22 protein-coding genes and 1 pseudogene are annotated in these 22,232 nt (G+C 53.6%); 12 read left to right on the forward strand and 11 right to left on the reverse strand.

The window, feature by feature from the left end:
- Nucleotides 1–144 precede the first annotated feature (144 nt).
- From CF651_RS18110 to CF651_RS18140, 7 genes are all read right to left on the reverse strand, one after another.
- On the reverse strand, nt 145–1,260 hold the full coding sequence (locus tag CF651_RS18110; RefSeq protein WP_094016272.1) for an extracellular solute-binding protein: 1,116 nt from the start codon (nt 1,258–1,260) through the stop codon (nt 145–147).
- Nucleotides 1,261–1,376: 116 nt separating this feature from the next.
- Nucleotides 1,377–2,456, reverse strand: a complete 1,080-nt coding sequence (locus tag CF651_RS18115; protein ID WP_218827862.1) for an ABC transporter ATP-binding protein — start codon at nt 2,454–2,456, stop codon at nt 1,377–1,379.
- Nucleotides 2,457–2,474: 18 nt separating this feature from the next.
- Nucleotides 2,475–4,130 carry an ABC transporter permease gene (locus tag CF651_RS18120; protein WP_094016273.1) on the reverse strand — a complete coding sequence of 552 codons (1,656 nt, stop codon included), beginning with the start codon at nt 4,128–4,130 and terminating at the stop codon, nt 2,475–2,477.
- Between the two features lie 103 nt (nt 4,131–4,233).
- Complete coding sequence (locus CF651_RS18125) at nt 4,234–5,268, reverse strand: ABC transporter substrate-binding protein (protein ID WP_094016274.1); 1,035 nt, start codon at nt 5,266–5,268, stop codon at nt 4,234–4,236.
- 28 nt (nt 5,269–5,296) lie between these two features.
- On the reverse strand, nt 5,297–6,079 hold the full coding sequence (locus CF651_RS18130; protein WP_094016275.1) for a DUF3919 family protein: 783 nt from the start codon (nt 6,077–6,079) through the stop codon (nt 5,297–5,299).
- Between the two features lie 82 nt (nt 6,080–6,161).
- A complete protein-coding gene (locus CF651_RS18135) occupies nt 6,162–7,568 on the reverse strand; it encodes a sensor histidine kinase (RefSeq protein ID WP_094016276.1) in 1,407 nt (468 codons plus the stop codon).
- 3 nt (nt 7,569–7,571) lie between these two features.
- Nucleotides 7,572–8,240 carry a response regulator transcription factor gene (locus CF651_RS18140; protein ID WP_144029074.1) on the reverse strand — a complete coding sequence of 223 codons (669 nt, stop codon included), beginning with the start codon at nt 8,238–8,240 and terminating at the stop codon, nt 7,572–7,574.
- Nucleotides 8,241–8,521: 281 nt separating this feature from the next.
- Between CF651_RS18140 and desA the strand changes: the two genes are divergently transcribed.
- On the forward strand, nt 8,522–9,514 hold the full coding sequence (gene desA / locus CF651_RS18145; protein WP_094016278.1) for a Delta(5) desaturase DesA: 993 nt from the start codon (nt 8,522–8,524) through the stop codon (nt 9,512–9,514).
- Nucleotides 9,515–9,644: 130 nt separating this feature from the next.
- On the opposite strand, the gene CF651_RS18150 is transcribed toward desA, so the two are convergent.
- Entirely contained in the window at nt 9,645–10,286 is a 642-nt protein-coding gene (locus CF651_RS18150; RefSeq protein ID WP_094016279.1) for a hypothetical protein, read from the reverse strand.
- A complete protein-coding gene (locus tag CF651_RS18155) occupies nt 10,240–11,364 on the reverse strand; it encodes a glycosyltransferase 87 family protein (RefSeq protein WP_094016280.1) in 1,125 nt (374 codons plus the stop codon). The genes CF651_RS18150 and CF651_RS18155 overlap by 47 nt, the downstream gene beginning before the upstream one ends.
- A gap of 206 nt (nt 11,365–11,570) precedes the next feature.
- Between CF651_RS18155 and CF651_RS18160 the strand changes: the two genes are divergently transcribed.
- The 6 genes from CF651_RS18160 (at nt 11,571) to CF651_RS18185 (ending at nt 17,631) form a co-directional block, all read left to right on the forward strand.
- The gene (locus CF651_RS18160) at nt 11,571–13,136 is read left to right on the forward strand and encodes a helix-turn-helix domain-containing protein (RefSeq protein ID WP_094016281.1); all 1,566 of its coding nucleotides are present in this window, start codon (nt 11,571–11,573) and stop codon (nt 13,134–13,136) included.
- Between the two features lie 162 nt (nt 13,137–13,298).
- Nucleotides 13,299–13,859 carry a nitroreductase family protein gene (locus tag CF651_RS18165; RefSeq protein WP_094016282.1) on the forward strand — a complete coding sequence of 187 codons (561 nt, stop codon included), beginning with the start codon at nt 13,299–13,301 and terminating at the stop codon, nt 13,857–13,859.
- 19 nt (nt 13,860–13,878) lie between these two features.
- The gene (locus tag CF651_RS18170; protein ID WP_094016283.1) at nt 13,879–14,832 is read left to right on the forward strand and encodes an ABC transporter permease; all 954 of its coding nucleotides are present in this window, start codon (nt 13,879–13,881) and stop codon (nt 14,830–14,832) included.
- Nucleotides 14,822–15,769: an iron chelate uptake ABC transporter family permease subunit gene (locus CF651_RS18175; RefSeq protein ID WP_094016284.1), complete on the forward strand. Its 948-nt coding sequence runs from the start codon at nt 14,822–14,824 to the stop codon at nt 15,767–15,769. Before CF651_RS18170 ends, CF651_RS18175 begins: the two co-directional genes overlap by 11 nt.
- A complete protein-coding gene (locus CF651_RS18180) occupies nt 15,766–16,524 on the forward strand; it encodes an iron ABC transporter ATP-binding protein (protein ID WP_094016285.1) in 759 nt (252 codons plus the stop codon). The genes CF651_RS18175 and CF651_RS18180 overlap by 4 nt, the downstream gene beginning before the upstream one ends.
- Nucleotides 16,525–16,644: 120 nt before the next feature.
- The gene (locus tag CF651_RS18185) at nt 16,645–17,631 is read left to right on the forward strand and encodes a siderophore ABC transporter substrate-binding protein (RefSeq protein WP_094016286.1); all 987 of its coding nucleotides are present in this window, start codon (nt 16,645–16,647) and stop codon (nt 17,629–17,631) included.
- Nucleotides 17,632–17,744: 113 nt separating this feature from the next.
- On the opposite strand, the gene CF651_RS18190 is transcribed toward CF651_RS18185, so the two are convergent.
- Nucleotides 17,745–18,089 carry a FlxA-like family protein gene (locus CF651_RS18190; RefSeq protein WP_094016287.1) on the reverse strand — a complete coding sequence of 115 codons (345 nt, stop codon included), beginning with the start codon at nt 18,087–18,089 and terminating at the stop codon, nt 17,745–17,747.
- 276 nt (nt 18,090–18,365) lie between these two features.
- Here CF651_RS18190 and CF651_RS18195 point away from each other — a divergent pair, with 276 nt between their 5' ends.
- From CF651_RS18195 to CF651_RS18210, 5 genes and pseudogenes are all read left to right on the forward strand, one after another.
- Entirely contained in the window at nt 18,366–18,809 is a 444-nt protein-coding gene (locus CF651_RS18195; RefSeq protein WP_094016288.1) for a MarR family winged helix-turn-helix transcriptional regulator, read from the forward strand.
- Nucleotides 18,810–18,912: 103 nt separating this feature from the next.
- Entirely contained in the window at nt 18,913–19,110 is a 198-nt protein-coding gene (locus CF651_RS33400; RefSeq protein ID WP_425436287.1) for a nitroreductase family protein, read from the forward strand.
- Nucleotides 19,034–19,228: pseudogene (locus tag CF651_RS33405) on the forward strand (nitroreductase family protein); the annotation flags it as partial. The gene CF651_RS33400 and the pseudogene CF651_RS33405, both read left to right, overlap by 77 nt.
- Before the next feature lie 30 nt (nt 19,229–19,258).
- The gene (locus CF651_RS18205; protein WP_094016289.1) at nt 19,259–20,206 is read left to right on the forward strand and encodes a ring-cleaving dioxygenase; all 948 of its coding nucleotides are present in this window, start codon (nt 19,259–19,261) and stop codon (nt 20,204–20,206) included.
- 1 nt (nt 20,207) lies between these two features.
- Nucleotides 20,208–20,813 carry an alpha/beta hydrolase gene (locus tag CF651_RS18210; protein WP_094016290.1) on the forward strand — a complete coding sequence of 202 codons (606 nt, stop codon included), beginning with the start codon at nt 20,208–20,210 and terminating at the stop codon, nt 20,811–20,813.
- Nucleotides 20,814–20,900: 87 nt separating this feature from the next.
- On the opposite strand, the gene CF651_RS18215 is transcribed toward CF651_RS18210, so the two are convergent.
- Entirely contained in the window at nt 20,901–22,211 is a 1,311-nt protein-coding gene (locus tag CF651_RS18215; RefSeq protein ID WP_094016291.1) for an MFS transporter, read from the reverse strand.
- Between the last annotated feature and the right edge of the window lie 21 nt (nt 22,212–22,232).

The following is a 22,232-nucleotide window of genomic DNA, read 5'->3' on the forward strand; positions in this document are numbered from 1 at the left end:
TGGTAGCAGCTGCGAATTCATGATCAGCGGCTTATCCTCTATGGACTGCCCATCTGCTCTGTAATTGCGTATACGTTCGTATGCATGCTTTGCATTAGCTGCTGACTCCGGGTACAACGCTTTGGTCAACCCGCAGCCTGCAGATTATTCCTCCTTGGCCGAACGCCATTTGTTAAGCAGGGACTCCCGGTGCTGCGCTGCGGTGTCGAAGCGGTAGGTCGCAAGCAGGTTTTCCAGCTTGACGGGCGACAGCAGCGGATGCACCGCAATGTCGGGCAGAACGGGGAACGAGAAGGCCGTGTTCATATAGTCGGTCTGCACGTCCCGCGACAGCACGAAGTCGACGAGCTTTTTGGCGGCGGCCGTATTGTTGCCGTTCTTGAGCACGGACACCGCACCGATCTCCCAGCCCGCCTGCGGGGGGATATACGAGCTGATGTCATAGCCCGAATTGGCAAAACGGAGCTGGTCGCCGAGGAAGTTCACGACGGCGGCGACATCGCCTACGGCCAGCCGCTGCGCGGACGTAATGCCGGCGAAGGTCGTGGAGGAGCTCTGCTTTTTTAGCGCGAGCATCAAGCGGACGGCCTCGTTCTCCCCGCGCTGCTGGGCGAGCGAGGCGAGCAGCGTATACCCGGTACCGGACGTCTCCGGATCGGGAATCTCGATCTTGCCCTTCAGCTCGGGGCGCAGCAGATCCTCGTACTGCTGCGGAAGCGGCAGCGAAGCCAGCAGCGGGTCGTGCCGCCACACCTTTTGGTTGACGCCAATAGCCAGAGCACCCATGTACATGCCTGTCCAGAAGCCTTCCTTATCCTTGTACCGGGCTGGGATCGAATCCCGCATCGGGGAGCTGTAGCGAACCAGCTTTCCGTTATTTTTCAGCTGCTCGTGCAGGTCCGCAGGTCCGCCCAAAACCACATCAATGCCGCTCTTGTCCATCGAGAGCAGATGATAGCTGGCCTCGCCGCTCGACATGCGGATCATTTCGTAGGGCTGACCGGTTGCTTTCTTGAACTTTTCCAGCAGCACCCGCCCCTCATCCTCCTGGAAGATGACGTATACCTTCAGCGGTTGGCTGTTGTTTTGGCTGCTGTAGAACGGGTAGCCTATAAATACGCATGCGAGCAGCGACAAGATGATGATGCCTTTTTTCCACATGCCAACCGCCCCTTTCCTGATCTGTTGTTCTTTGTTGTGAGCCTGAGCGCGGTCGCTCATCTTCGCAAGGTTTCGATAGAGGTTTTCCCAGCCCGCCATCGAATATCCGCGCCCCCTTATCGCAGGGGAGCCGCGGCTTGCCGGAATGCCAAAAAAGGAAAACGGTTGTTTTCCTTTTTACGGCCTTAAGGCAGACGACTGCGGATCATGCCAGGCTAATCCGCCATTTTGATCAAATGAATTTTGTCTGCTGCAGCACGGATATCCACATTGCCTTCGAACGACGTCTGGCCGATATCATAAGCATCGACAATCCATTCGGTTCCGTTATAGCCGGAGAGGAAGTAGCGCTCCTTCTCACCGAGGAACATGGACGATTTCACGACAGCCCGGATTGTAAAATCGCCCGCCTCCGGCTGATTGATCCGAAGCGACTCGGGCCGGATGCTTAAAAGCACCTGCTCGCCGACCGCAACTTGCTCCGAGGTGGATACCTTTACGGTATGCCCGTTTATTCCGTATTCTACGGTGGCCTCGGGGCCGGAGACTTCCTTCACCGTGGCCTCGACGAAGTTCGTCGTGCCGATAAAGTCCGCTACATAGCGGGTGCGCGGCTTGTAGTAAATCTCGTGCGGCGTGCCGTACTGATCGATTGCGCCTTTGTTGAAAACGACGATGTAGTCGGACATCGACAACGCCTCCAGCTGGTCGTGCGTCACGTAGATGACGGTCAGCCCGAGCTCCTGCTGAATGGCGCGCAGCTCCACACGGACTTCCTCCCGCAGCTTCGCATCGAGGTTGCTGAGCGGCTCATCCAGCAGGATGATCGGTGAGTTCATGACGAGCGCCCGCGCCATCGCTACCCGCTGCTGCTGGCCGCCTGACATTTGATGCGGGTACCGTTCCTCCAGCCCGGTCAGCTTGACCTTGGCCAAAGCAGCCTGAACGCGCTCCTGCACCTCCGCTTCCGGCCGCTTCTGGATATCGAGTCCGTAGGCTACGTTATCGAAGACGGTCATATGAGGGAATAACGCATATTCCTGAAACACCATCGGTGTTCCCCGTTTGTAAGGGGGAAGGTCGTTCACGAGCTTGCCGTCGATCCAGATTTCACCCTCATCAATGGTATAAAAGCCTGCAATGGAGCGCAGCAGCGTCGTTTTCCCGCACCCGCTCGGGCCGAGGAAGGTGATGAATTTTCCCCGTTCAATTTGCAAATCTATTTGTTTGAGCACGTGATTGGTTCCGAACACTTTATTCACGTTTTTGAGATCCAGCAGCACTTGTGTGCTCATGATGCCCACTCCCTCTATCTAGAAATCGAATATTTTTACTTTGGACCGGAAGATCAGCTTCATAATCCCAAGGGTGCCGAGCGTCGCGGCCATCAGCCCTACGGCAACGGCAGCTGCCCAGTAATAGGTGCCGGTCTCCGCATAGTTAAAGATGGATACGGCCGCCACCACCCATTTCGGTGTAATCAGAAATACGATGGTGCTTAAGGTGTTCATATTTTTCATAAACGCGTAGACGAAATTGGCTACGACGGTTTTTTGCAGCATCGGAAAGACGATGGTCGTCAACGTTCTGCGGCTGTCCGCTCCCAGGTTGGTGGCGGCCTCTTCGATCGATTTGTCCACCTGCTTGAAGGAAGCGGTAAGTCCGCGGTAGCCGACCGGCATTTGCTTCAGCAGCATCGCGACAATAATCAGGATCGCGGAGCCCTGCAGCATGATCGGACCGGAGCTGAAAGCGACGATGAGGGCGAGACCGACGAACGTACCTGGAAGGGCGATCGGCAGCACGGCTGTGAAATCAAGCAGCCTTTTGCCGGGGAACGGCTTGCGTACAATGATATAGGCAAGCACCAGCGCGAATGCCACCGCGAGCAGCGAGCTGATGAGCGACAAAACCAGACTGTTCATCACCGCCGGAGAGGACGGGTTGAATACGACCTTCATAATATGATCCATTGTGAACGTGTTGTCGCGTCCGAAGTTTTTGGTGAAGGCAAACAGAATCGTGATCGCGAACATTGCAATAATGAAGACGGACATCAGGCTGTTGAACAGAAAAAGCAGCACATCCGTCTTGCGTGATGTCGTCATCCGGTTCAGACCGGAGACCGGCTTGCCTGTAATGGTGGAGTAGGAGCCCTTGGACAGCAGCTTGTTCTGCACCCAGAACACGATCAGTGCCGGTATGACGAGTATAATGCCCATCACCGAAGCAAGTCCCGGCTCATTGTTGAGAATTTCACCGTAGATTTCGACGGCGAGCAGGGAATAGTTCCCTCCGATCAGCTTCGGATTCCCGAAATCTGCGAAGCAGTTAATCGCCACAAGCAGGAATGCATTGACGACTCCGGGAAGCGCCAGCTTGAGCGTGATGGTGCGGAAGAGGTAGAAGCCTCTTGCGCCCAGATTTTGTGCGGCGATCTCCAGATTCGGCGAGATGGAGCGAAGCACGCCTGTGATTGTCATGTAGGCCAGCGGGAAGTACGAAATCGTCTGCACGATCCACAGCCCCGGCAGCCCGTACAAATCAAGCTCGACGTTAAACCAGGCCTTAAGCCATTGGGAGACCATGCCGCCCCGGCCGAACAGCAGCAGGAAAGCGAGGCCGCTCATGACCGAAGGAGCTAGCAAGGGCAGAAATGCGATAAAGCGGAAAAACTTTTTGCCTGCAATGCTGCTGTAGTTAATGGCGTAAGCATAAATGAAGCCGAATACGGTCGCAGTCAACGCCGATAGAGAGGAGCTGACGATCGTGTTCAACAGCGCGGTGCCGTAACGGCCTTTGCTGAAAAACGTAATCCAGTTGTCCCCGTTCGGAATGAAGACGACGAAAATAAGCGGGTAAATGACGAATAAACATAAGAGCGCAAAGCTGATCAACACTAGCAGGAGTGAAGAAGGATCTTTGATGAGCCTGCCTATCGACTCCCCGATGCCGGTTTTCTCTTTCATAGGGGGCGAAATACCACCTTTCCTTAGCTTTCATAAGAGGCACTGCAGGCAGCCGGTCTAGCTAAGCGGCTGCACATGCAATGCCCCGTGAATGAGATGAGTCTTATTTCAAATCCTTCAAAGCATCTTGGAGCGCTTTTCTTTGCTCCGCTGCGGTCCACAGGCTGTACGTTTTGTTGTACTTCGTTGTTTTGATGTCGATGCCGCCTTGTGGAACGGGTACGGACGGCTTCACTGATACCGCATAAGCGGATTGCGTATACAGTGCGCCCGGTTCATTCGTCAGCATGTAATCCATCAGCTTCTTGGCTGCTGCGGTGTTAGGCCCGTTCTTGACGATAGCGAGGCCGCCTACCTCATAGCCTGCCGCTTCCGGCACGATGCTGACGATCGGATTGCCTTGGTTTTTGATTTTCAACTGATCCCCCAGGAACGTAACCCCGATGGTATATTCGCCTTTGGCAGCCTTCTGAATCGGCTCAATGCCGGATTTCGGACGCTCCTTCAAGTTCGGGAGCAGCTGCGCCATATATTTCAGCATTTCATCCTTGCCCCACACCTGTGCCAGTGAAGCAACGGCGGTGTAAGCGGTTCCCGAAGTGGCCGGGTCGGACATGCCGATCTCGCCTTTAAACTTAGGATCAAGCAATTCCTTGAACGATTGCGGGTAAGGGGCGGTGCCGTATTTCTCCTTCCAGCGCTGCTCGTTGATACCGATAGCTACCGGGTTCAGATAGAAGCCGGTCCAGAAGCCCTCTTTATCCTTCATATTGTCGGGAATGTCCGACGCGTTAGGGGAGACGTAGGCTTCCAATGCGCCCGCTTTTTTCAAAACCTCGTGCGAATCTGCGGGTCCGCCCATCAGGAAGTCGGCCTGCGGCTTGCCCATTTCATTCTGCACGCGGGATACCGCTTCACCGCTCGGCAAACGGAGAATGTCATAATCGATGCCGGTCTCGGCTTTGAATTTGTCCAAAATTTTGCGTGCCTCTTCCTCCTGGAAGATGGAATACACGGTAACCTTCCCTTGAACCTTCCCTCCGAACACTCCGGATTTGTACAAGAAAAATGCAGCGATAAGCGCTACGACAACAACAGATACCAAGATGACCGAGTTATTATTTTTCTTTCTGGCCATAGTTTCAAACCGTCCCTTCAGGCGTATGTTACGAGGCGTTTAGTTTGAAATAGGCTCTTTGGTTGGTCTCATCCAATAAATCGAAAACGACGAAGTAAGCGTTGTTGTAGCGGTCCACATGAAGCCAGTGCTTCTTGGCCCCCCCGCTGTCCGCCAGCTGGACGACGTAATGGGCGTCAGGCTGCTCCGCGAGAAAGTCAAAATGACTGAAGTCAATGACACGGATCGCAGAACGCACCTGCGATGTCAGGGTGACCCGCTCCTCCGGTGACAGAGGCGTCAGCTCGCCTTGCCGCAGGGAGTACACCTCGTTGTCCGCAGCTTCGATGGCCGTACCCACGGTAGCTGAGGTTAGCGTCTTGTCGATAAGCATGCTTTGCAGCTTGCGGATATCGGCACTGACGTTAAGCGAGTTGACCGATTCGGCGCCGAAGCGGAATGCATTGGTCTCGATCTGGAACGGTACGTCCTCCTGATCCAGATAAGCGATCGAGCCTGTCAAAAGCAGGCGCGGCTGCTTGCTCTGCGGCTGCTGCTTGCCGCCGGCGAGCAGATCGGCAAAGGAAGCCTTCAGCTTCAGCAGCTCCTTCGGATCGTCAATCGAGATGGTGCCCAAGCCCGGATACGTCACATCGACCCGCATGGGGACGCCGGCGAACATCTCACGGCCGTCCTGCTGCGGCGGCACGATGTGCACTTCATCGACAGGGATGCGGAAGCTGTAAGCGCAAATGCCGATGAGCAGGCAGCCGACAACGACTTGCAACAGGATAAGACGAAACCATGTAAGCCCTTTCTTCTCCTCTGGCATTTACTTTACCCTCCTTTTATCTCAAAAAAATCGTAAGTTTGTATCAATTTTGTAACAGCGCTTACATGCGTCTCCTTATCCGCTACCCCATATTGAACAGCAGCTGGACCTCAGTCCCGGCGCCTTCGGAGCTCTCGATGTAAATCGAGCCGCCCTGCAGCTCCATCAGCTGCTTGCACAGCGGCAGACCGAGCCCGTGGGACCGCGCAGAGATGACCCGGTGCTGCTTCAGCTCGGATGGAAGGAACAAGGCGTGCTTCTCCTGCTCGGGGATGCCCTTGCCATCGTCGGTAATGCATACCCGCCCGCGGCCCTCGTGCTCGTCGAGCTGGATATGCAGATGGCTGCATTCACTGTGCTTCAGCACGTTATCGATCATATTGAACAGCACCTGCTGGGTACGCTGCGGATCGAGATAAGCCTCGCAGGAAGCCAGCCGCACCGTGGTGCGGATCGAGGACTTCTGGATCGTCGGCTCCAGAATCCGCAGACTGTCCGTAATGACGGCGGCAAGATCGAGCCGCTCCAGCCGGACACTCCACGTCTCGTTCCCCTTGAGCGAGGTTTGCAGCAAATCCTCCACCATGTGCAGCAGCTTCCCGCTTTCCTTGCGGATATAGCTGTTGCAGGTTTGGATATCCCCCGGCTGGTTCATCTTGGCGATCAAATCGGAGAAGCCGATGATGGAGGTCAGCGGCGTTTTCAATTCGTGCGTCATGTTGTCGTAGAAGGTCTTCTGCTTGCCCTGCTCATAGTGAAGCATCTGAATGTGCTGCTGCAGCGCATCGGACATATGATTGAAGTCTTTGGCCAGCTCCTTGACCTCGTCCTGGCTGTGGACGACGATTTTTTTGCTGAAATCACCGATGGATACAAGCTTCAGCGCCTGCTTCAAGTCATGAAGCGGCCTCATCAGAATCGAGAAGAAGGAATAGCTCGCGAGAAGCGAGATCAACAGGCAGCCCAAAGCGACGCCGATAAACCAGTACCGCATCTGTACCTGCGTCTCCACATGCTGCTTCAGGTCAAGCAGGTAGCGGAAGCCGCCTACAATCTTGCCCTCATACCAGAAGGGAGCCGCATAAATCAAATATTGCGTATCGTCGGCTTCGGTCAGAACCGTAGCCGTCTGCCCGGCAAGAGCTGCCTGAATGTCGCCTCGCTTCAGCAAATTTTGTTTGTCGCCGCTGTTCCCGACAATCGTTTCGTCCAAGGCAAACAGCTGCACCTGGAAGTTGCTGTTGGCGGCCAGATGCGAGGCGATTAAAGGCGCGTAAGTGCCGGAAAACAGCTGCTCGATATTGATTTTTTTATCGTTGACGATTTTTAACGCTTCGATCCGGTGCAGCGCGTAATATTGGCTTAACGTCTGCGTGTCCCGTTCGATCATGCTTTTGCCGAGCGTATAATTGACGATGAAATACATCGCGGTTAGCAGCATCAAGATGGTGACGGTATGCTGGAGAAACAGCTTGTTCCGCAGGCCCATCGGCTATCCCTCCAGCTTGTAGCCCATGCCGTGAACGGTAGCGATCATGGGATCATGGGGCTTTATTTTTTCCCGCAGCCGGTTCACCATCATATCGACGGAGCGGGTCTGTCCATAATATTCGAATCCCCATACCTGCTCCAAAATTTCCTCGCGGGTGAACACCTTCTTCGGATGGCTGCACAGCAGCCAGAGGAAATCGAATTCCTTGCTGGTTGTCTTGATGGGGAGGCTGGCTACCTTCAGCGACCTCTCCCGTTTATCGATCTCCATTACGCCGATGTGCAGGGCTTCCGCGGCCGGCGCAGCCGCCTTCATCCGCCGCATCACGGCACGGATCCGCACAATCAGCTCGCGGGTCTCGAAAGGCTTGGTCAAGTAATCGTCCGCTCCGAGCTGAAACCCGAGAATTTTATCGTTCATTTCGTTTTTGGCAGTCAAGACGATAACAGGAATGGTGGCATACTGCTGCTGCAGCGTTTGAAGCAGCTCCAGCCCGGAACGGTCCGGCAGCATCAGATCAAGCAGGATCAGATCGGTTGTCCGCTTATTAAGCGCTTCCATGCCTGCGGCGACGGATCCGGCGATCACCGGCTTAAAGCCCTCCACCTCCAGGCTCAGCTTCAGCAGCATTTGAATGCTCGGGTCATCTTCGATGATTAAAATATTCATGAGGTGCAGCACCCTTTCTTCCCCCAAGGTCGTAAGCTTTTGACCTCCATTATACGACTCCTGTCGATTCCTTCAACCACAATGTTTCGCTCCGTCTCCTTCAAAAACGTAAAAAAGGCAAGAAATTGACTTAATTGTGACGGAAATAAAGGGGCCGGGGGTGAAATGTTTCCAGAGTTAAAAGATGGGCATATCATTTTGGGAGCGCATCCTTTACACTTAGTTGAGGTCATTAAATATTAGGAGACCAAGGCAAAGACTCGGAGAGGAAGATTTAAAGAATGACATTAGAAGCGGCTGGCGGATGGCGCACAGACATCGCACCCTACGAAAGACCAAGGATGAGGCACAGTATATGGCAAATGATGAATACGCTGGTTCCTTTTGCACTGCTTTGGTATCTCGCTTATGAAAGTTTATCGGTTTCGTATTGGATCACCCTTCCTTTAACTATGTTAGCAGGCGGGTTTCTGGTCCGCATATTTATCATTTTTCATGACTGCTGCCATAAATCGTTCTTCAAAAGCCGCACGGCCAATGAAATCATTGGCACCATTACAGGAATATTAACCTGCTGCCCCTATCATCAGTGGAAACATAGCCACAGCGTACATCATGCCTCCAGCGGCAACCTGAACAAACGGGGAGTCGGGGATATATGGACGCTGACGGTCAAGGAATACGCATCCTCTTCCAAGGTTCGCCGTCTGATTTACAGGCTGTACCGCAATCCTTTCGTCATGTTTCTGATCGGTCCGATCTATATTTTCCTGATCGACTACCGCTTTAACCGCAAGCGCGCCGGGTGGAAGGAGCGGCTCAATACGTATATCACGAATTTGAGCATTGCAGGCGGAGCGGGAACGCTGAGCTGGCTGATCGGCTGGCAGGAATTTCTGCTGGTGCAGGGCCCCATCTTTTTCATTTCGGGGATGCTCGGGATTTGGCTCTTTTATGTTCAGCACACGTTCGAGGAAACGTATTATGAGAATGAGGACGAGTGGGATTACGTAAAGGCTGCGCTGCAGGGAAGTTCATATTACAAGCTGCCGAAGCTGCTTCACTGGATTACCGGCAACATCGGTTTTCACCATATCCATCACCTGAGTCCAAGGGTACCGAACTATTACCTGGAGACGGTGCACAACACGAATCCGGTCTTAAGGGATGTACAGACGATTACGCTCAAATCGAGTCTTCGTTCGCTCAAGTTCCGGGTATGGTGCGAGCAGAGCAAAAGGTTTTTAAGCTATAAGGATATGAAGCGGGGATGAGACAGCTGACCGGCAGTCGGCTCTCTTTCCGTAAAATATAGAAAAAAAGAGGCTTTCCTTCCGTCATCCGGCGGTTGGAGGGCCTCTTTTCGTGTTTCTTGCAGTTCGGCTCGATGTCATGAGGGGGCGGTTAGCTTAATGGCGCTGTTTTGACCGCTTCCGCCGCTTCGATTACTTTAGGCTCCTTAGGCTTATCGGACTCATTTCCGGTGAGAGTCAGTGCCTGTTTCTCAGCTGCCAGATCCCATGCCACCTTCAACAGGTAGAGACAGAGCAGCACATTGATCCATGAGGTAAAAAAGAGGGTGAAGTTGTAGGCGGCCGCCCCCTTCGTTGCATTGTAAAAGACAGCATACGTATTCATAAAGACCGTTAAGCTGAAGCCTGCGGCAAGCCATAACAGCCGCCGGTCCTTCAAGCCGCTGTAAGCGAGCAAGGCAAGAGCGGCTGCGGGAAACAAGTAACGCTCGTGCATGCTTGACGAGAAGGTGAAGACTCCGGCAATTTGCAGCAGCGCTGCCAGAGGAGCCAGCCTGGCTCCGCCCTTGTGATATACCCGCCACGAGAACAGCGTGATCAGGACGATGAACGCCATTCCCCACGTATGGTAGCTGAACAGGAACAGCACCGAAGTATCCTGCTTGTAATTGGCTCCGAGCAGTGCGAAGAAATTGTAAGCATTGACGGATGCGTAAGGATATTCGTTCACGGTACCTGCATACAGCTTATACAGCCACAGCGGGCTTTGGCCGATCGAGAAGGGCAGCGCCACGACGAGGATCGTTCCCTATGGCGGAAGCGGCCGCGACAAGCCAAGGCTTCCACTGCTTGCGCCGGATCAGCTCGAACCCGAGCAGCGGCAGGTACAGAATGCCCTGCGGCTTCATCAGTACGGCAGCGGTGAACACGACGGTTGCCCATGCGAGCCGGCCCCGGCTAAGTAGAATGGCAGCTCCCACTACCATCAAGGTGAAAAAGGAATCGACCTGTCCCCAGAAGGTCGAATTGATGAAAACGGCCGGATTGAACGTATAGAACGCCGCAATCAACAGGCTTAGCTCGAAAGAAACGGACTTGCGGGCAACCCTGTACAGCAGGTAAGCGGTCGCCACATCCGCCACGATCGAAGGCAGCTTGATGAGCAGTGTGAAATAGGGGCTCAGGGCGGACGCAGCCGACAGCTTTCCGACAGCATATAGAATATAGACGTAGAAGGGCGGGTAGTCGCTGGAGCCGTTCACGTAGAAGCCGGTCAAATGATCTGCTGCCGCAGCGGCCCAGCTTTTGAACAGGCTGATGTCAAAAGGATGCCCGGCGATCCACGGCGCCGCCGCGATTCTCAGGAGCAGGCCGGTGCCGAGCGCCGTCCATACGAGCGCCTGCTTCTGGCGAGTACTGAGGCGGAGCGCCGGCTTCACTCGGGCGATCCAGGCGCAGCCGGCCGCCGCGAGCAGGAAGAACAGCACCGTATAGACGGCCAGCGGCGTCGAATACGCGGCGTCCGCGCTCACGCCTCCGGCGCGCCCGCCGAACCCGGCTCCCCCTGCGGGAGGAGCCGGGCCGCCTTTGGCGCTGCCGCCGCCGCCGCGAGCCGCAGCGCCCTGCGCGCTGGCGCTATCGCCCGCAGGTGCTCCCTGCGGCCGCTGCTGCCCCTGCGGGCCTTGTCCGGCCCGCTGACCGGGCGCGGGACCGCCGCCTTGGCCGCCGAAGCTCTGCTGCGGCCTGCCGATCCCGGAGGAAGCCGCGCCGCTTCCTTGATAGCTGCTTATAGAGTATACGCACAAGCCTGCGGATACGATCAGAATCAGGCTCATTGCAATCCAGAGCGACTGTTTTTTTAACAGGGACATCCCCGTTCACTCCTTTCATTCACGCCAGCATAGTTTAACTCCATTATGCCCTTCGGAACTGAATGCGTGCTTAACGGAAACTGATGGTTCCCTGAATGTTGAAGCTGATTCCAGAAGTTAGAACAAGGGATCTACTTGCAAATGAAAATCATTATCATTTATAATTTTGATGAATCTTGTTCAACATCTGGAAAGGAGCGGGGCTTATGCATCCGGTTCAACCCCTCCGCGAGCTCACATTGCAATACATAGATACGTGTGAATATAAGGTGCCTCAGCATCGCAGTCACGAGACGATGACCGAAGAATATGAGGCTTTTGGCTTTGTGCTGAAAGGGGCCGTCCAGGTGACTTTAACCGCCGGACAGCAGCAGCGGACTGCCAAAATCTCGTTCGGGGACGTGTTTTTTCTCCCCTCGTCCAGCTTATGCACGATCCGCAACAAGGAGAAACAGCCCGCTCAGGTCATTCTTATCCGTTTTTTAACCTCCATGAGGCCGGCTGGCGCGGGCACGGCTTCTCTATTCGGAGCCTTCCTTCCTCAGAAGGATTTGAAGCTGCACCGCTTTCGGATGCCCAGAATATACAGCTGGATTCAGGATCTATGGAACGAAGGCTTGCAGCAGCAGGAGCCTTCCCAATATTTCCAAGTCCAGTCCTACCTTTACGCGATAGCGGCCGAATGTATGTCAGCGGCAGGGAAGCCCAGCGTAACAGACGATCATCTGATCGATTACGTTCATCAAGTCAAACAGCAAATGGTAGAGCATTGCGGCGCACCGATGGATGTGGAGGAGATGGCCCGTTTATCCGGGGCCAGCTACACGCGTTTTTATCAAGTCTTCAAAAAGCATACCGGGCACAGCCCGCTCCAATATATGACGGTTGCCCGAATGAATAAGGCGCTCCGTCTTTTGGCTAACGGTCCATCCTCCGTTACGGAAGTTGCCCATGCCGTAGGCTATCCGGATGAGCTGTATTTCAGCCGTCTGTTCAAGAAGCACATGGGCTTGTCCCCTACGGAATATGCGGCTTGCGCCAAGACGAGGGTGGCCAACCTGTGTCCCGTATTTGGTGGCGATTTCAAGGTGCTGGGCCTCTCCCCGGTGCTGGAGCTCCAGAGGGAATGGTATACCGATTCGAACAAGGACAAGTATTACAAGCAGATCGAGCAGTGCAAGCCTGATCTCATCTTCACGGCACCGGTTGCTGAGGACGTGTACCGTATATTGTCGCAGATTGCCCCTGTCGTGATGATTCAGTGGAAGGGCTATTCCTGGAAAAAGCGTCTGCAGCAGATCGGCAGCAGGCTTGGAATTCCGACCGTGGCAGAGCGCTGGCTGGCTTATTTTCAAGTCAAAGTGGAGCATGCGAGAGGCCATTTGCAGCGGCATTTGGGAGAGGAGCCGTTTCTGGTCGTCAGCGCCTTGAAGCCGTTTTACCGGGTATATGGGCTGCAGCGCATGAAGGTGAAGGACTTGTTTTACGATGAGCTGCGGGTCAAGCCGCCCGCCGCGGCCGAGCAGATCACGTTCTGGGATGTCGATTCCCTGGCGGACATCGCCTCATTGGACTGCGGCAATATTCTCATTCTTGCGCCGGCCTCGCTACCGGACGAGCATTGTATCCGCATGGAGGAGGAGTGGCTTCAGCTCAAACGCAGCAGGCGGCAGAAGCACTGCATTTTTATCAGGCATGAGGAGCCTCTGCTGTACAACGCCTCTTTTTATGAAGGGCTGATGGATCAGTTCGTCGATCATTTTATCGGCTGATGGACGTATGAAGAAAAATCCATGCCGGCTGAAGAAATGTCTATTCTCGCTGCCGTCAGAATGTGTAAAATGAGTATAGATGATAATGATTATCACTTTCATCTCGAAATAGGAGCTTGCCGTAAGGTCATATACATGCTTCAAACAGGAGGTTTTGCATCCATGGAGTTAGCCCGGATTATCAAGGAACGACGCTCGGTGCATCAATTCGAGGCTCGTCCCGTTTCGCTGGAACAGGTTGCCGATCTGCTGAACACGGCGGTATGGGTTCCGAATCATAAAATGACGCAGCCTTGGCGATTCGTAATCGTGCACGGGGAAGGCCGCAGAAGGCTTGCAGACATTGCCCGTGCCGCTGCCGAGAAAAGAGATCCCGCGAACGCGAAGGAGCTCGGCCAAAAATTTTATGACCGGTTCCTGTCGGTCCCTATGTTCATTGCCGTCATCATGAAGGAGAATACCCATCCCGTCGTCTGGGAGGAGGATTACGCGTCCACCAGCTGCCTTATTCATAATTTCAGCCTGCTGGCGTGGGAGCAGGGGCTTGGGCTCGTCTGGGAGACGTATCCGCTGCTGCACAACCCGGAATTCCGCGACGTGTTCGGAGCCGGACCCGGTGAGAAAATCATCGGCAGCCTCCATGTGGGCTATCCCGCCAAAATCCCCCCGGCCCAGCCAAGAATCCCGGCCGAGCAGCTGCTCACCGTCATCGATCAAGCGTGATGGGGATGCCTGCTGACCGATGAAGCTGAGAACGCTGTTTGCCGCACTGATGATTTTATCCATTGCGTCCATATTTATCGGGGTGAAGGATATACGCCCGTGGGATCTGTTCCGGCTGAGCCAGGACCAGCTTCATGTGCTGTTCATTTCCCGGTTTCCGAGGCTGTTCAGCATCTGGATGGCTGGTATCAGTATGGGGGTCGTCGGCTTGATTATGCAGCAGCTGACGCGCAACAAGTTCGTTTCTCCGACGACGGGAGGGACGGACGACTCCGCCAGATTGGGGATTCTGGTCTCGCTGATGCTGTTCACCGGCGCGACGCCGATGCAGAAGATGCTCGTCGCTTTTGCGTTTGCACTGCTGGGGACGTTCGTTTTTATGAAAATATTGGATAAGGTCAAATACAAGGATACGATTTTTATCCCGCTCGTGGGCCTCATGTTCGGGGGCATTGTCACGTCCTTCTCGACCTTCATCGCTTACAAATACGATTTGGTTCAAAATTTATCTTCCTGGCTTCAAGGGAATTTCGCTTTGACGATGAAAGGCCGCTACGAGCTGCTGTACATTAGTATTCCGGTCGTCCTTATCGCTTATTTGTACGCCAACCGGTTTACGATTGCCGGTATGGGAGAGGAGTTTTCCGTCAATCTGGGGTTGAATTACAAGCAGGTCGTCAACCTGGGCCTGATCATTGTCGCTCTGGCCTCCTCGGTCGTCATGCTGACGGTGGGAACGATTCCGTTTCTCGGACTCATCATTCCGAACATCGTCACCCTGTATAACGGCGATCATCTGAAAAAAAACCTCCCGCACACCGCTTTGCTCGGAGCCGTCTTCGTCCTGTTTTGCGATATTTTGGGGCGGGTGATCATTTACCCGTTCGAAATTCCGATCGGCCTGACCGTCGGGGTGCTCGGGAGCGCGATATTTCTTTACTTATTGTTGAGGAGAAAGGCATATGACTTATAAGGCCAAGCTTGGCGTTCTTTCCGTAGGTGCGTTGGTGGTCATCGCCCTTTTCCTGACCGTCGGTGTGAACGGCAGCTGGGATTACGTTTTTCCCCGGAGGGCCTGGAAAATTGCTTCCATCGTGCTGACCGGCGCATGCATCGCCTTCTCTACCGTATTATTCCAGACGATTACGAATAACAAAATTCTCACTCCGAACATCATCGGTCTGGATTCGATGTATATGCTCGCACAAACGGCGGTTGTGTATGTTTTCGGCTCCGGGACGAAGCTGCTCGTCGACAACAACCTGAATTTTGCGCTGACGCTCGTGATCATGATGCTGTTTGCAGGGCTGCTGTATAAGATGATGTTCCAGCGCGAGGGCGGGCACATCTACCATCTTCTGCTGGTCGGCATCATTATGGGGACCCTGCTCGGCAGCCTGACCACCTTCATGCAGGTGCTGATCGATCCCAACGAGTTCCTCGTGCTGCAGGGCAAAATGTTCGCCAGCTACAACAAGGTGCAGGGCCAGCTGACGACGATTTGCTTTGTCGTGGTTCTGTTGATCGCGATGTATTACTTCAGGTTGGCCAAGTACATGGATGTGCTGTCGCTCGGCAAGGATCAGGCGGTGAGTCTGGGCGTAGATTACAATGCTGTGGTCAAAAGGCTGCTCATCGTCATCGCCGCACTCATTTCCGTAGCTACCGCGCTGGTTGGTCCGATCACGTTCCTCGGTCTGCTTGTGGCCAACGTGACCTACCAGTTTATGAGGACGTACCGGCACGCGGTCCTGGTCCCTGGATCCATTCTGCTAAGTGTTATTGCGCTGGTCGGAGGGCAGCTCATCGTGGAGAAAGTATTTACCTTTACGACCACGTTGAGTGTCATTATTAATCTGATCGGCGGAGTGTATTTCTTATATCTGCTGCTGAGGGAGAACAAATCATGATTGAAGTCAGGCATCTATCCAAAAGCTACGGCGGCAAAAACGTCGTTGACAACGTGTCTGTCCGCATCGGCAAGGGCAAGATTACTTCGTTTATCGGTCCCAACGGTGCAGGCAAAAGCACCCTGCTCTCGATGATCAGCCGCCTCACGAACCGGGATGCGGGTGAGATTCTTATCGAGGGTCGAGAGCTCAGCCAATGCAAAAGCACCGAGCTGGCTAAGCAAATATCGATTCTGAAGCAGTCGAATCATATCAGCGTCAGGCTGACGGTCAGGGAGCTCGTCTCATTCGGGCGGTTCCCGTACTCCCAGGGCAAGCTGACTCCCGAGGATTGGAAGCATGTCGATGAGGCGATTGCCTATATGGAGCTTGGGGAGCTGCAGCACAACTATTTGGATCAGCTGAGCGGAGGCCAGAACCAAAGAGCTTATATCGCGATGGTCATCGCTCAGAATACGGAGTATGTGCTGCTGGATGAGCCGCTGAACAATCTGGATATGCGCCATTCGGTACAGATTATGAGGGTGCTCCGGCGGCTCGTGGACGAGCTGGGGAAGACGGTCGTTATCGTCATTCACGACATTAACTTTGCCTCCTGCTATTCGGATTACATCGTCGCTCTGAAGAACGGGAAGGTCGTGAAGGAGGGCGCTACGGAAGAGATCATCGATTCGGCGGTGCTGAAGGAAGTGTACGATATGGACATTCCGATCGAGAACGTGGGCGGCCGCCGGATATGCGTCTATTTCAGCTAAGAAGTGAAGCCGGTATCTGTAAGTCCGGTGAACAAGCAGCGGAGCAGGTATGTATTCGCCTGACTTCCCAAGCTTTACAACGTTAATCATTCATTCTATTAAATTCAAGAGGTGGTTCCTATGAGAAAAAGTTTACCCATGCTGTTGATGATGCTATGCTTGGCTCTATTTGCCGCGGCTTGCGGCACCAGCCCGTCCAAGGATGCGGCTCCGGCTGCAAGCGGCGGTGCGCAGGGAGGCGCCGCACCGGCGGCAGCGACGAATGAAGAACTGACATTCAAGCATCAATTAGGCGAGACGAAAGTAAAGAAAAACCCGAAGAAAGTCATTGCGTTCGATTTCGGCGCATTGGATACGCTGGATAAGCTGGGCATTGAAGTAACAGGCGTAGCGCAAAAGAACCTGCCGGCGTATTTGTCCAAGTACAAGGACGCCAAATACCAGAACATCGGCACACTGCAGGAGCCGGATTACGAGAAAATCAGCTCGATCAAGCCGGACCTGATCCTCATTTCGGGCAGACAGCAAACGGCTTATCCGGAGCTGAGCAAGCTGGCTCCCACGCTGTATGTGGGTGTAGATACCAAAAATTACATGGAGTCGTTTAAAAAGAACATGAACATGATCGGTCAAATATTCGGCAAGGAATCGGCGGTCGAGGCGGAGCTTGCGAAGATCGATCAGACGATCAAGGATGTGCAGGCACAAGTGAAAGCGAATCATAAAAATGCGCTTGTTATTCTGGCGAACGACGGCACCATCAGCGCCTTCGGTCCAGGCTCCCGCTTCGGTCTTGTTCATGATGTGCTCGGCATTCCGGCCGTAGATCCAAACCTGGAGGTATCCACGCACGGCCAAAGCATTTCGTTCGAATACATTGCACAAAAAAATCCGGACTACTTGTTCGTCGTCGACCGTGGAGCCGCTGTAGCTAACACGGCCTCCACCGCTGCGAAGCCGCTTGTGGAGAATGAGCTGGTGAAGAAAACAAAAGCCTTCACGGACAACCATATCATCTACCTGGATCAAAATTACTGGTACTTGTCCGGCGGAGGGCTGACCTCCGTAGCGGAAATGATCAACCAAGCCGCTAAAGGCTATAAATGAGAACCATCTAAAGACCAAACACCCCCTGGCACGCCTGAGCGTGGAGGGGGTGTTTGGTTATCCTAACCTTTTTTCATATCTTGAACGGGTGTTCCGTTCTCTCTGTGTATCAATTAGATGCGGATATCTATTGTGGTGTCGCCGCTTGCGGTATTTTTACCGATCAGGCTTTGACTCTGGGCTTGCGCCGAGCTTTGCTGCTGGCTTTGACTGGAGGCTCCGCTATTGCTGCTGCTGCCGGAGCTCCCTTTCGCTTGGGCGATTTGAAGCTCAATTTGTTGAATTTGCTGCTGAATAAGCTGCGTTTGTTTACTTTTGGTTTCCTCATCTTGCTTACTATCCTTGATCTTATCCAGCTGGGCTTGCAGCTGAGCCTTTTGCTTTTCCAAAGCGGCGGTATCGCTGCTGCTGGAAGGATAAGAGGTAGATGTACCGGATGATAAGGACGAAATATTCAAGCTCCCACTCCTCGGATTCAGTCAGTTGATCTTATGCATTTAATATACTCCTTTTCGAGTGGGGGAACCTGAGGATTTGCTGAATGTCGACTGAATTTGGACTGAATGTTAGGCCTGATTGTCCTGGTTGGAGACCATGTTCCGTCGTTCCAGGCATGGATTACCGGATTTTAGAAAAATGTTTCAAGCAGGGTGTTGACAAATGAATGCAAATAGAGTATCTTTAAATCAAGATAAACAAATTCAAGATAAACAACAGGGACAGGAGAATACAAGATGCCGACTCCCAAGACAGAATCACTCGATCTATTCATCGCTCTTTCCCGGGCCAGCCAGTGGGTGAACGCACATGCCGACAGAGACATCAGGACGCATGGCTTGAACCGGACCGAATTCGGGGTTCTTGAATTGTTATACCACAAGGGCGCACAGCCTATTCAACAGATCGGCGGCAAGGTGCTTATGAGCAGCGGCAACATCACCTATGTCGTGGACAAATTGGAGAAGAAGCAGTTTGTACAGCGCAAAGCCTCGACGGAAGACCGGCGTCTCATCTATGCAGAGATTACCAAGCAAGGCGAGCAGTTTATCGAGCAGGTGTTTCCGCAGCATATGGATGTCATCGAGAAGGCGGTTGAGGCGCTAACCTCGGAAGAGAAGCAGCTTGCAAGTGAATTGCTTAAGAAGCTGGGAAAGCATGCACAGCAAACCTTTAAGTAGCTGACCCGATCATGGCGGCTGCTTTCCTAACTGTCATATATCTTAATTTTAAGATTCTTTAAATTGCTAATTCTAACTTTTATTTATCAGGAGGCTGTATCTCATGAGCGAATTCATTCCCTTATTGAAGGAACGCAGATCGGCTAATAAATTTATTCCCGGGGTGGAAATACTGGATAAGGAACTGGAAGAGATGTTCCAGCTGGTCAAGTTTGCGAAGGAAGAAGGAAAAAGGGTGGGACACGTGCCCGATGATCGGCTTCGATCCGGCGGCAGTCCGCGAGGCATTGAACATTCCTGATTCCTATGTTCCCGCACTGATGATGACAATTGGAAAAGAAGACACGTCAAGTCAACGGCCGCGCGGCTACCGTAAACCGACAGGTGAATTCGTTAGCTACAACCGTTTTGAACTATAAAAAATTGAAATGATAAGGGAGATGGAACAAATGACAAAACAAACCGCAGGTATTCACCATATTACAGCTTTCGTAAGAAATCCGCAGCAAACCGTTGATTTTTACGCAGGGGTGCTTGGATTGAGATTGATCAAACAAACGATTAACTTCGATGCCCCTGAAGTGTACCACTTGTACTTGGGCAATGAGCTGGGCAGCCCGGGAACCATTATTACCTTCTTCCCGTGGGCCCATTCCCGGAAAGGCCGCATCGGCGGAGGACAGGTTGGCTACACGACGTATGTCGTACCGGGAGGAACATTGGATTTCTGGGCAGAGCGGCTGGCGAAATTTCAAATTCCGTTCACCGAGACCGTTCGTTTTGGGGAAACCTATTTGCAATTTGAAGATAAAGACGGTCTGCAGCTGGAAATCGTAGCCCGCGAGGAAGGACCGCAAAGCCAATGGACCTTCGGCGGCGTGCCTGCCGACAAAGCAATCAAAGGCTTCGGCGGGGCGATTCTGTACAGCACGGCGCCCAATCAAACCGGCCACTTGCTGGAGCACGTGATGGGACTTACCAAAGTGGGACAGGAAGGAGCCTACGCCCGCTACAGAGCAACCGGTGACCTTGGCAATGTGATCGACTTGAATGTAACGCCTATGGGCTATGGCATCGGCGGCGCCGGTACCGTGCACCATATCGCATGGCGCGCCATAGATGACGCCGATCATGCCTTGTGGAGAAGCCATGTGGAGCAGAACGGGTTTCACCCGACGCCTATCGTGGACCGTCAATACTTCAATGCGATTTATTTCCGGGAAGAGGGCGGCATCTTATTTGAGATTGCGACGGATCCTCCAGGCTTTGCCAGAGACGAGGAGCCGGAGCACCTGGGTGAACAACTGATGCTGCCATCTTGGTTTGAACCGAAACGCGACGAAATCGTACAAAACCTGGAGCCGTTCGAGGTGAGGGTACTGAAGGAGGATCAATAAGATGAAGCATGTATTTGAAAGTGGTACCGATCCTGGCGCACCGGTCCTTGTCCTTCTCCACGGGACCGGAGGCAACGAGCGCGATCTGCTGCCTTTGGGCCGGCTCATTTCGCCGGCCTCCTCGGTTCTCGGGGTAAGAGGCAATGTGCTGGAGAACGGCATGCCGCGGTTTTTCCGCCGGCTGGCCGAGGGTATTTTTGATGAGGAGGACCTCATCTTCCGTACGAAGGAGCTGAGCGATTTTCTCGATGATGCAGCTGTGGCGCATGGTCTGGATCGCCGCAACTTCGTAGCGGTCGGCTACTCCAACGGGGCGAATATCGCCGGGAGCCTTCTGTTTCACTGCCCGGATGCGTTCCGTGGCGCCATCCTGCACCATCCGATGGTGCCGCGGAGGGGGATCGGGCTGCCCGATCTGAGCGGCATCCCTGTCTTCATCGGGGCAGGGAGGAACGACCCGATCTGCTCTCCGCAGGAGACGGAGGAGCTGCAAAAGCTGCTCAGCGATGCAGGAGCCCCAGTGACAGTCCATTGGGAGAACTTCGGCCACCAGCTGTCGCAGAACGAAGCGAATGCGGCGGCGGCTTGGTTCCGTGAACAGTTTTGATAGATGAGAAAAAGGGAGTCCTTGAAGGGCTCCCTTTTCTCTTGTCCGTCTGGACAGGTGAAATCTCAAATCGCGGATTTCTCAATGCTAGCTCATAGAAATCGTGTCTGATGCCGATGTCTTTTGCTTTTTGCGGGACCATATCACGACTGGAATGAGTAAAAGCGCGAGGCCGCCGCCGGCAAATGAAAGCGTTGCGTAGCTCGAATGAGCTACTACCACACCCGAAAGCGCTCCGCCCGATGCCCCGGCCAAAGCAATTAACACATCAATCGTTCCTTGAGTTTTGGCCCGGGTCGCCGGTTCCGTTGCATCCACGATAAGAGCGGTTCCGCTGATTAAGCCAAAGTTCCAGCCAAGACCCAGCAATGCAAGAGCAATGATTAGAACCAATATGGAATCCGCAGGCGCTAATGCTGCAACAGTAGCAGCAATAAGCAGAACAGCACCTGAAGCAATCGACATGGCTGTGCGGCCGATCTTGTCAATGAGTATACCTGTCATGAGAGATGGAAAGTACATAAAGCCTATATGGATACCTATAACTAAGCCGACATCACCCAAACCATGTCCATGGTGCTTCATATGAATCGGGGTCATCGTCATAATTGCAATCATCACAATTTGAGTTAGGATCATGACTGTTGTGCCAACAATTAAGCCTCGGTTGTTCATTTTTTGTGGATTCGCCGGCCTATCTTTGAGAGTGCTCTGATGGGATTGCGCCTGGGTTATAGCCTTTGCAACCATTAATGGATCAGGGCGGAGAAAAATTAAAAATACCAAGCCTGCCAGGATGAAGGCTGCTGCAGATAATAGGAAAGGTCCTGCCAGGGCCGGGACACCGAGAGACATGGCGAAGCGGCCCATAACGTCTACCAAATTAGGGCCTGCAACGGCACCGAAAGTCGTTGAAACCATTGCAATGCTGACTGCCGTTGCCCTCTGTGTAGGCTTTGCTAAATCAGTCCCCGCATAACGTGCTTGCAGGTTCGTCGCAGTGCCTGCACCGTAGATAACCAGAGATACGAACAGCAGACCTATACTTTGGTTTACCGCTGCCAATACAACCCCTACGGCACCGAGGCCTCCTGCCAGGAAGCCCGCTGCAAGCCCCAACCGGCGCCCGGAACGCTGCGAAAGACGACCAACGAGCAGCGCCGCCATAGCAGACCCAAGAGTGAGTAAAGCGGCAGGAATACCCGCAAAGCTGTCCGTCCCCAGCATATCCTGGGCAAGGAGTGCTCCGACGGTGACCCCTGCGGCAAGTCCTGCACCGCCAAAAATTTGTGAAATGACGACAATGAGCAGGGAGCGCTTATACAATTGCCGCTGCATATCCGGAGAATCGATGTAAGCTCGTATAGGATTGTCAATAGGTTGGGGTTCATGCTTCATCGCGTAGAACCACCTTTCTGT

Source organism: Paenibacillus rigui, from assembly GCF_002234615.1.
Lineage (GTDB): Bacteria > Bacillota > Bacilli > Paenibacillales > NBRC-103111 > Paenibacillus_S > Paenibacillus_S rigui.